The 3,144-nt window shown below is 71.7% G+C and carries 3 protein-coding genes; all 3 read left to right on the top strand.

The annotated features are described in order from the left end of the window. Positions 1-73: 73 nt before the first annotated feature. The gene (locus M5362_RS32920) at positions 74-718 is read left to right on the top strand and encodes an HAD family phosphatase (protein ID WP_260231626.1); all 645 of its coding nucleotides are present in this window, start codon (positions 74-76) and stop codon (positions 716-718) included. Between the two features lie 71 nt (positions 719-789). After that, a complete protein-coding gene (locus M5362_RS32915) occupies positions 790-2,004 on the top strand; it encodes an MFS transporter (protein ID WP_260231625.1) in 1,215 nt (404 codons plus the stop codon). Further along, positions 1,973-3,144: acetoin utilization protein AcuC (locus M5362_RS32910; RefSeq protein WP_260231624.1), on the top strand; the 1,172-nt coding region annotated here is incomplete at its 3' end. The genes M5362_RS32915 and M5362_RS32910, both read left to right, overlap by 32 nt.

Raw genomic sequence — 3,144 nt, 5'->3', positions numbered from 1 at the left:
AATCATTGTGGAAAAGCCCCGCACCTTATGGTGCGGGGCTTTTCTGCGTTTACCGGCCGCCTATCGTGTGGGCATGCGCTATGAACTGGTCCTCTTCGACAACGACGGTGTGCTCGTCGACAGCGAGCCGATCTCCAACTCCCTCCTGGCCGGCTACCTCACCGAACTCGGCCACCCCACCTCGTACGAGGAGTCCCTGCGCGACTACATGGGATCCGCCATGCATCGCGTTCACGAGCTGGTGCTTGAGCGGACCGGGCAGCGGCTCCCCGCGGACTTCGACGCGACGTTCCACGCGCGCGTGTTCGCCGCGTTCGAGCGTGAGCTGGAGGCCGTGGCCGGAGTGCGGGACGTACTGAAGCAGCTGGTCGACGACGGTGTTCCGTACTGTGTGGCGTCCTCCGGGTCGCACGAGCGGATCCGCGTCGGGCACCGCAAGACCGGGCTCGACGGGTGGTTCCGGGACGAGAACGTCTTCAGCGCCGAGGACGTCGGCAAGGGCAAGCCGGCGCCGGACCTGTTTCTGCATGCCGCCGCCCGCATGGGCGTCCCGCCCGAGCGGTGTGTGGTCGTCGAGGACAGCCGTCTCGGGGTCGAGGCCGCCCTCGCCGCCGGGATGGACGTGTACGGGTTCACGGCCATGACGCCCGCGGACAGGCTCCAGGGCGCCCGGGGGTTCTTCACCAAGATGGCGGAGCTGCCCGGGCTGCTGCGCTGAGACCGGGGAGCCGAGATTGGGTCGGTGATCCATCTACCCATGGGTAGACCCGGGTCCTACGCTGTGCCGCCATGACGGATGCGCGGTTGCGGCGTGGGCGGGGATCCCTGGCGGTCAGTTTCTTCGTGCAGGGAGTGACGTTCGCGCTCCTTGTGACCCGAATACCGGCGATCCAGGACCGCTACGGCATCTCCGACGCGCTGCTGCCCGCCTTCCTGGCCGCCGTGCCGATCCTGGCCGGTGTGGCCAGTGTGGTCACGGAGAAGCTGGTGGCCCGGGTGGGGCCGGGGGCGGTGCTGCGGTGGGCGCAGCCGGTCGTCCTCCTGGCGCTGCTCGCCGTCGGGGCGGGGACGGAGCTGTGGCACGTCGCCGTCGCCCTCGGGGCCTTCGGGCTCGCGGTCGGGGCGCTGGACGCGTCCATGAACATGCTCGGGGTGAGCCTCCAGCGGGCGTACGGGCGGAGCATCATGCTCGGCTTCCATGCCGCGTACAGCCTGGGCGGGATCGCGGGAGCGTCGCTGGCCTGGGCCGGGGCGCACTGGCACCTGCCGCTGTTCGTGTCCTACCTGCCCGTCGTGGGCGTGCTGCTGCCGGTGGCGCTCATCGGCAGCCGCTGGTACACCCCGGGGACGGAGCCGCATGGCGTCGGGAAGGCGGGGGAGGCGGAGGCCGTGAAGGGGGGCGCCGGGGTCTCCTTCGCGCTGCTGCTGCCGCTCTGTCTCGTCATGACCTTCGCGTACATCGGGGACTCCACCGTCTCCAACTGGAGCGCCAAGTACCTCCAGGACGTGCTCGGCAGCTCGGAGGAGCTCGCGACGGTGCCGTACAACGCGTACATGGTCACCACTCTCCTCGGGCGGGCCGTGGGGGATTTCGGTGTGCGGAGGCTGGGGGCGGCCACGGTCGTGCGGTGCGGGGCGGTCCTCGCGGCGCTCGGGTTCGCCCTGGTCGCGGTGGCGCCGGGGGCCTGGGTGGGGATGGCCGGGTTCACCGTGCTGGGGCTGGGGCTCAGTGTGATCGTGCCGCAGACGTTCGCGGCGGCCGGGCGGCTCTTCCCCGGGGCGAGCGACGCGGCGGTCGCGCGGCTGAACGTCTTCAACTACGTCGGATTCCTGATCGGGTCCCCGTTGGTGGGGGCGCTCGGGGACGCCTGGAGCTATCGGGGGGCGATGCTCGTGCCGATGGTGCTGGTCCTGGTGACGGTGGCGTACGCCACGTCGTTCGGCTCTCGGGCGGCCCGATACGGTGGCGGGCATGAGCGGCCGCGCACTGTTGATGTGGGATGAAGCTGTCACGCAGTACGACTTCGGGTCCGAGCACCCGATGGATCCGGTTCGGCTCGCGCTGACCATGGGGCTGGTGCGGGCGTACGAACTCGACCGTGCCGTCGACGTGGTGGCGGCGAAGCCGGCCGGTGACTCGACCCTGCGGCTCGTGCACCGGGAGGACTATGTCGCGGCGGTACGGGCGGCATCGGCCGATCCGCGCCACGCGGACCAGGCGTACGGGCTCGGAACGGTCGACGATCCGGCGTTCTCCGGGATGCACGACGCGTCCGCGCTGATCGCCGGGCAGTCGGTCGGGGCGGCGGAGGCCGTGTGGCGCGGGGAGGCCGCGCACGCGGTGAACTTCGCGGGCGGGCTGCACCACGCGATGCAGGGTTCGGCGTCGGGGTTCTGCATCTACAACGACGCCTCCCTGGCCATCGCCCGGCTGCTGGAGCTGGGTGCGGAGCGGGTCGCGTACGTGGATGTGGACGTGCACCACGGCGACGGGGTGCAGGCGGCGTTCTGGGAGGACCCGCGGGTCCTGACGATCTCGCTGCACGAGCACCCGCGGACGTTGTTCCCGCAGACGGGGTGGCCGGAGGAGACGGGCGCCCCGGGTGCCGGCGAGGGCTCCGCGGTGAATGTGGCGCTGCCGGCGGGGACCGGGGACGCGGGGTGGCTGCGGGCCTTCCACGCGGTCGTGCCCGAGCTGATCGCGGACTTCCGGCCGCAGGTCCTGGTGACCCAGCACGGTGCCGATACGCACTTCGAGGATCCGCTGGCGCATCTCGCGGTGTCGCTGGACGCCCAGCGGGCGGTGCAGGTGGCCTGTCATGAGCTCGCGCACGCGCATGTGGACGGCGGGAAGTGGGTCGCGCTGGGCGGCGGCGGGTACGCGGTGGTGGATGTCGTGCCGCGGTCGTGGACGCATCTGGTGGGGATCGCCGCGCACGCGGAGGTCGCCCCCGAGTCGGTGATTCCCTCGTCGTGGCGGGACCTGGTGTACGCGCGGACGCGACAGCCGGGGCCGGTGCGGATGACGGACGGGCGGTGGCCCGTGGGGTGGCGGGACTGGGAGGAGGGGTACGACCCGGCGGACCGGCTCGATCAGGCCGTCCTCGCGACGCGGCGGGCGGCCTTCCCGCTCCGGGGGCTGCT

Source organism: Streptomyces sp. Je 1-79, from assembly GCF_025195125.1.
GTDB lineage: Bacteria > Actinomycetota > Actinomycetes > Streptomycetales > Streptomycetaceae > Streptomyces.
Note: the sequence above shows the minus strand (reverse complement) of the source record. Positions and strands in the feature narration are given on the sequence as shown.